The organism is Mycobacterium sp. (genome assembly GCF_035697385.1).
In the GTDB taxonomy this organism is placed as follows: domain Bacteria; phylum Actinomycetota; class Actinomycetes; order Mycobacteriales; family Mycobacteriaceae; genus Mycobacterium.
The window spans coordinates 1-5,238 of record NZ_DASSCY010000040.1 but is presented as its reverse complement, the minus strand read 5'-3'; the positions used below and the strand labels follow the sequence as shown (position 1 = coordinate 5,238).

Annotated in this window: 9 protein-coding genes; 5 read left to right on the top strand and 4 right to left on the bottom strand. The window is 66.2% G+C overall.

Annotated elements, in window-relative coordinates:
• A partial coding sequence (locus VFH65_RS03825; RefSeq protein ID WP_353319807.1) for a TetR-like C-terminal domain-containing protein occupies positions 1–377 on the top strand: 377 nt, incomplete at its 5' end.
• Positions 355–987 carry a class I SAM-dependent methyltransferase gene (locus VFH65_RS03820; protein ID WP_353319806.1) on the top strand — a complete coding sequence of 211 codons (633 nt, stop codon included), beginning with the start codon at positions 355–357 and terminating at the stop codon, positions 985–987. The genes VFH65_RS03825 and VFH65_RS03820, both read left to right, overlap by 23 nt.
• 48 nt (positions 988–1,035) lie before the next feature.
• Here the strand turns inward: VFH65_RS03820 and VFH65_RS03815 are convergent, their stop codons facing one another.
• Positions 1,036–1,749, bottom strand: coding sequence for an NAD-dependent deacylase (locus VFH65_RS03815; protein ID WP_353319805.1), 714 nt, complete (start codon positions 1,747–1,749; stop codon positions 1,036–1,038).
• Positions 1,750–1,785: 36 nt separating this feature from the next.
• Here VFH65_RS03815 and VFH65_RS03810 point away from each other — a divergent pair, with 36 nt between their 5' ends.
• Positions 1,786–2,151: a GntR family transcriptional regulator gene (locus tag VFH65_RS03810; RefSeq protein WP_353319804.1), complete on the top strand. Its 366-nt coding sequence runs from the start codon at positions 1,786–1,788 to the stop codon at positions 2,149–2,151.
• Here VFH65_RS03810 and VFH65_RS03805 read toward each other — a convergent pair.
• The 3 genes from VFH65_RS03805 to VFH65_RS03795 are packed head-to-tail and all read right to left on the bottom strand — an operon-like array spanning position 2,148 to position 4,376.
• Complete coding sequence (locus VFH65_RS03805; RefSeq protein WP_353319803.1) at positions 2,148–2,987, bottom strand: class I SAM-dependent methyltransferase; 840 nt, start codon at positions 2,985–2,987, stop codon at positions 2,148–2,150. The two genes, VFH65_RS03810 and VFH65_RS03805, sit on opposite strands and share 4 nt — an antisense overlap.
• A gap of 14 nt (positions 2,988–3,001) precedes the next feature.
• Entirely contained in the window at positions 3,002–3,523 is a 522-nt protein-coding gene (locus tag VFH65_RS03800; protein WP_353319802.1) for a DUF1697 domain-containing protein, read from the bottom strand.
• 31 nt (positions 3,524–3,554) lie between these two features.
• On the bottom strand, positions 3,555–4,376 hold the full coding sequence (locus VFH65_RS03795; protein WP_353319801.1) for a class I SAM-dependent methyltransferase: 822 nt from the start codon (positions 4,374–4,376) through the stop codon (positions 3,555–3,557).
• Between the two features lie 31 nt (positions 4,377–4,407).
• Here VFH65_RS03795 and VFH65_RS03790 point away from each other — a divergent pair, with 31 nt between their 5' ends.
• Both VFH65_RS03790 and VFH65_RS03785 read left to right on the top strand, forming a co-directional pair.
• Positions 4,408–4,851 (top strand): PPOX class F420-dependent oxidoreductase, encoded by a 444-nt coding sequence (locus VFH65_RS03790; protein WP_353319800.1) that lies wholly within the window; start codon positions 4,408–4,410, stop codon positions 4,849–4,851.
• Between the two features lie 15 nt (positions 4,852–4,866).
• Positions 4,867–5,085, top strand: a complete 219-nt coding sequence (locus tag VFH65_RS03785; RefSeq protein ID WP_353319799.1) for a DUF5302 domain-containing protein — start codon at positions 4,867–4,869, stop codon at positions 5,083–5,085.
• Positions 5,086–5,238: the final 153 nt, after the last annotated feature.

Below are 5,238 nucleotides of genomic sequence, written 5' to 3'. Positions count from 1 at the left end.
TGAAAACCCCTGAGCTGTACCGCATTGCCACGATGGGGGAGGGCCGACCCGACAGCGATGTGGACATGACGCTGAACACTTCGGCGTTCGTGCATCTGCGCAACGCGGTGGAGTCGTTGATGGCGGAGGGAACCTACCCGGTCGGGGATCCCACTGCGTATGCGCTGGAGTTGTGGACGGCGGCCCATGGCGTGGCGGCCCTGCTCATGTCGAGGCCGTATCTGCCATGGGGCGACGCCGAGGAGTTCGCCGACCGGGTGTTGAGGGCGGTGTGCATCGGGCACATCGTGGCGGGAATGATCGGGCCGAAATCGTCACCGCAGGAGACTGTGGCACGGCTGAAGGGACTGGCCGATGAGCAACAAGACCGTCGATAATCCGTTCTTCGCCAGGGTGTGGACGGTGTTGTCCGCACACGAGACAGAGGCGATACAGCGGCTGCGCCGGCAGAACCTGGATGGCCTGTCCGGACGAGTGTTGGAAGTCGGCGCCGGCACCGGCACCAACTTCGCGTTCTATCCGCCTGCGGTCAGTGAGGTCGTAGCCATCGAGCCCGAGCGGCGGCTGGCGGCCTTGGCGCAGAAAGCGGCCGAGACCGCGCCGATTCCTGTCACCGTCAGCACCGACACCGTCGAACAGTTCTCTGCAGGCGAGCCGTTCGACGCGGTGGTGTGCTCGCTGGTGTTGTGTTCGGTCTACGAGCCCGATAGCGTTCTGCGGCAACTGTTTTCGGTGCTGCGGCCGGGCGGCGAGCTTCGCTACCTGGAGCACGTCGCGAGCAGCGGACCCCGCGAGCGTCTGCAGAAGTTCGCGGACGCCACGCTGTGGCCGCGGCTGCTCGGCAATTGCCACACGCATCGGCACACCGAGGAGAGCATTGTCGGGGCCGGATTCCAGGTGTCCGGGGCCCGGCGCGAATGGACGATGCCGGCTTGGGTGCCGCTTCCGGTGGCCGAGTTCGCGATCGGCAGGGCAGTCAAACCGTGATTTGTGGAGTGCTGGCGGCGCTCACCGCCGGTGCGGCTCCACAAATCGCTAACCGAGCAGGGCGGGTAGCCGCTGCAGCAGGCCCGGCAGCGCGGTCGCCGCTGGCTCGCGCACCGTCACGGTGGCGCTACGCGACAGCGGAGTCGGCTCCGGGTTTACCTCGATGACCGCCGTGCCCCTGGCCAACGCCAATTCGGGCAGCCCCGCCGCGGGATAGACGATCGACGACGTGCCCACCACGATCACCACGTCGGAGTTGGTGACCGCCTCGACCGACCGCTGCCATGCGTCGTCGGGCAGCGCCTCGCCGAACCACACGACGTTGGGCCGGATCAGTCCACCGCAGGAGCACCGAGGCGGGTCGACCGCCGTGACCGGCTCGTCCATCGCAGGCAGCTCGTCGCGGTATTCGGATTGGCAAACGTCACACCGGAATTCGAACAAGCTGCCGTGCAGGTGGTAGACGCGCTTGCTTCCTGCCCGCTCATGCAGGTTGTCGACGTTCTGCGTGACGACGTGCACGTCGGCGTAGTCCTGCCAGGCCGCCACGGCCAGGTGGCCGTTGTTGGGCTGCACCGAGCCCATCATGTAGTGGCGCCACAGATACCACGCCCACACCTTCTCCGGGTGGGCCTGCCAACCCTCGGCACTGGAGATCTCGTACGGGTCGACCTTGGCCCACAGCCCCGTTTCGACGTCGCGGAACGTCGGCACACCGCTTTCTGCCGAGATGCCCGCACCGCTGAGGACCGTCACTTGCACATGACCAAAGTAGCGGGTGTAGGTGATACTAAGCACGTGGCCGAGTTGGGGGATTGGGTGCGCATCGACGCTGGCGCTGCTAGTCCCCTTTTTGACCAGCTCAGAACACAGATCATCGACGGCGTCCGGGACGGCAGGCTGCCACCGGGCACCCGGCTGCCGACGGTGCGGGAACTGGCAGGCCAGCTCGAGCTGGCGGTCAATACGGTCGCCCGCGCATACCGTGAGCTCGAGTCGGCGGGAATCCTCGAAACCCGCGGTCGTTTTGGCACTTTCGTCGCGCGGGCGGACCCGGCCGACGCCGCGATGGCGACTGCGGCGCACACTTTTGTGTCGGCGGCCCGGGCCTTGGGAATCGACAAGGCCGCGGCGCTGAATTACATCGACGCGGCGTTCGGCTAACCGAATTCCAGCAGTGTCAGCACTGGTCGCACCGGGTCGAACAGCGGCATCCGCTGCACCGTCCACACCAGCGCGTTGAGGACTTTGCCGCGCCCGGCGGGCATCGGCAGATCGTGTACGGCCCGAATGCCAGGGATGTCGTTGACGAGGTTTGCCGCCTGCGACACCGACATGCTGAACGGCATCGGCGGCACCTTGTACCGCAGCGAGGTTCGCATGCCGCGGCGCGCCCACGCCGCGAACCACGCGGGCGGCAGGTCGAACATCATCTGCCCACCGGGAAACCGTGTGGCGCACTCGGCGATCAGGCCCAAGGCTTCGTCGGGCTGCAGGTACATCAGCAGCCCCTCGGCGGTGACGAACACGCCGTGTTTGGTGTCGACCTCATCCATCCAGCTGAAGTCGAGCGCGGACTGAGCGCACATTTGCACCCGGTCAGACGGGGGGAGCAGCTTGCGGCGCAACGCGATCATCGGCGGCAGATCGACTGTAAGCCAACGGAATTGGTCGCCGACGCCAGCCGCGTCCAGGCGATAGAAGCTGGTTTGCAAACCCTCCGCGAGGGCGACGACAGTGGCCTTGGGGTGGTCGGCGAGGTATCGGCGTGCGTGCTGGTCGAACGCCAACGCCCGAACGGCCATGTCCTGGCGGCGGGTGAACCCGAACTTGGCGAAGTCATAGTCGATGGAGTCGGCCAGCTGGATCGCCATCGGGTCGTCGAGGATGGAATCTGGCCGGCGCGCTTCGTGCGCCCGCACCTGCAGTGTCATCAACGCGGTCTCGGAAACGCCGGTCAGGACGGTGCCGTCCGCCTTCGCCGTCGGTGTGGAACTCACCTGCCCGAATGTACCTACCGCAGAACTTTGTCGAGCGTGCGCAGGTTGCGGGTGGTGGTCGACGACTTGTAGCGCTTCTTGCCCATCGTCTTGCCCATGGTGGTCTCGAGCGTGCTCTTGTTGGGCACCTGCCAGTAGATGACACCCTCGCCACGTTGGATCTTCTCGTGAGGGCCGGCGTCCGTGGCGAGCGCGGCAAGTTCGTCGAGCACCTTCTCGTCGGTGACGAACGTGACGTACGAGTGGTGGCCCTCGCGTTCGCGCTCGAACGGGAAATTCTCGGAGATCGCGGCCACGGTGTCGATCTGGTAGGCGAGCACCCAGGCGTCGTAATCGAACGTGTCACGCAACGCCTTCTCGGCCTTCTTCCTCACCGCGTCCACCCCGGGGCGGCTTTCAAGCAGCACGTTGCCGCTGGCCAAAATTGTTCGGACGTTGGTGAATCCGGCGTCCTCGAATGCTTTGGCCACCTCGGCCATCTTCAGGTTGACCCCGCCGACGTTCACACCTCGGAGAAAGGCCGCAAAGCGAGTCACATCCAACATGGTCCCACGCGAAGCGGTGCCGTCAGCCGAACTCCAGCAGCGTGACGCTGGGCCGGATGCGGCGCACGAAGCCAATGCGGTCCAGCGGCGGCCACGCCCCCAGCTTCCAGATGCCCCTCCCCGGCGGCAGCGCGATATCGCGTGCCGCGCGCACACCGGGAACGGTTTCGGCCAGCGCGAGGCCCTCATCGGCGGTGAGCGCGAACGGCATCGGCGGGGTGGTGTAGCGGTCGGACAGCGCGAATCCCTTGAGCGTGCGCTGGCTGAACCAGTGCGGGATCGAGTCGAACATCATCTGTCCGCCGGGAAAGCGGGCCGCGCAATCGCGGATCAGCCCGAGCGCGTCGCCGGGGTCCAGATACATCAGCAGGCCTTCAGCGGTGATGAACACACCGCCGGTGTCGTCGACCCGATCCATCCAGCTGCGGTCAAGCGCCGACTGTGCCACCTCGACGATCCGGTCATCGCGCGGCAGCAGCTGTTCGCGTAGCGCCATCACTGGCGGTAAATCCACTGAGTACCAAGTCAATTCGCTGGCGACCCCAGCGCGGTCGAGCCGCCAGAAGCTGGTTTGCAAGCCCTCGGCGAGCGCCACCACCGACGCCTTCGGGTGGGCGGTGAGGTAGTCGCGGGCCGCGGCATCGAAGGCGCGTGCCCGCAGTGCGTGCGACTGGTTGGGCTTGCCGAACTTGCGGTAGTCGTAGGAGATCGCGTCGAACAGCGTGACCGCCCACGGGTCACGGATCACCCCATCGGAGCGCTTGGCTTCGGTGCCGCGGTTGTGCAGGGTCCACAGCGTGGTGGCGGAGACGCCCTCGAGGGTGTTGCCGTCAATCGCAGCCATTGGCTCGAGCGTAGCGACGTAGGCTCGGATCATGGGACGTCACGTATTCGACGACAAGCTGTTGGCGCTGATCAGCGGGAACTCGCTGGGCGTGCTGGCCACGATCAAGCGCGATGGACGGCCGCAGTTGTCGAATGTGTCCTACTATTTCGACCCGCGCAGTCTGACGATCGCCGTCTCGATCACCGAGCCTCGTGCCAAGACCCGCAATCTGCGCCGTGACCCGCGGGCGTCGATCCATGTCAGCTCCGACGACGGCTGGGCATACGCGGTTGCCGAGGGCGACGCGCTCCTCACCCCGCCTGCGGCTTCGCCGGACGACGACACCGTCGAGCAACTGATTGCGTTGTACCGCAATATCGCCGGTGAGCATCCCGACTGGGACGACTACCGGCAGGCCATGGTGGATGACCGCCGCGTTGTGCTCACATTGCCGATTTCGCACGTATATGGGATGCCGCCGGGGATGCGGTAGCGATACGCTGCGGTCATGGCTGAATCAGACGCGGCGTCCAATCCGGAGGGCAGGAGCGAAGCGACCCGGGAAGCAACCCCCGAGGACGAGAACAAGCGCAAGTTCCGCGAAGCGCTGGAACGGAAGAAGGCCCGCACGGCCAGCGCAGCCGACCATAAGGACGCCGGACTCAAGCAGCCGACTCCGCACGGCCCTGCCGAGCATCGCCGGGAGTTCCGCCGTAAGAGCGGTTAGTCCGTGACGCCCGAGTTCCTGCTGACGACGCTGGTCGTGGTGGCGACTCCCGGCGCAGGGGTGCTGTACACCCTTGCCGCCGGAATTTCGCGCGGCTGGCGGGCCAGCCTGGTGGCCGCGTTCGCCTGCACGCTGGGGATCGTCCCGCACATG

Excerpts from the sequence above, each read along its gene's own strand:
- VFH65_RS03820 (WP_353319806.1), top strand. The coding sequence starts at position 355 with ATGAGCAACAAGACCGTCGATAATCCGTTCTTCGCCAGGGTGTGGACG.
- VFH65_RS03795 (WP_353319801.1), bottom strand. The coding sequence starts at position 4,376 with ATGGCTGCGATTGACGGCAACACCCTCGAGGGCGTCTCCGCCACCACG.
- VFH65_RS03790 (WP_353319800.1), top strand. The coding sequence starts at position 4,408 with ATGGGACGTCACGTATTCGACGACAAGCTGTTGGCGCTGATCAGCGGG.
- VFH65_RS03785 (WP_353319799.1), top strand. The coding sequence starts at position 4,867 with ATGGCTGAATCAGACGCGGCGTCCAATCCGGAGGGCAGGAGCGAAGCG.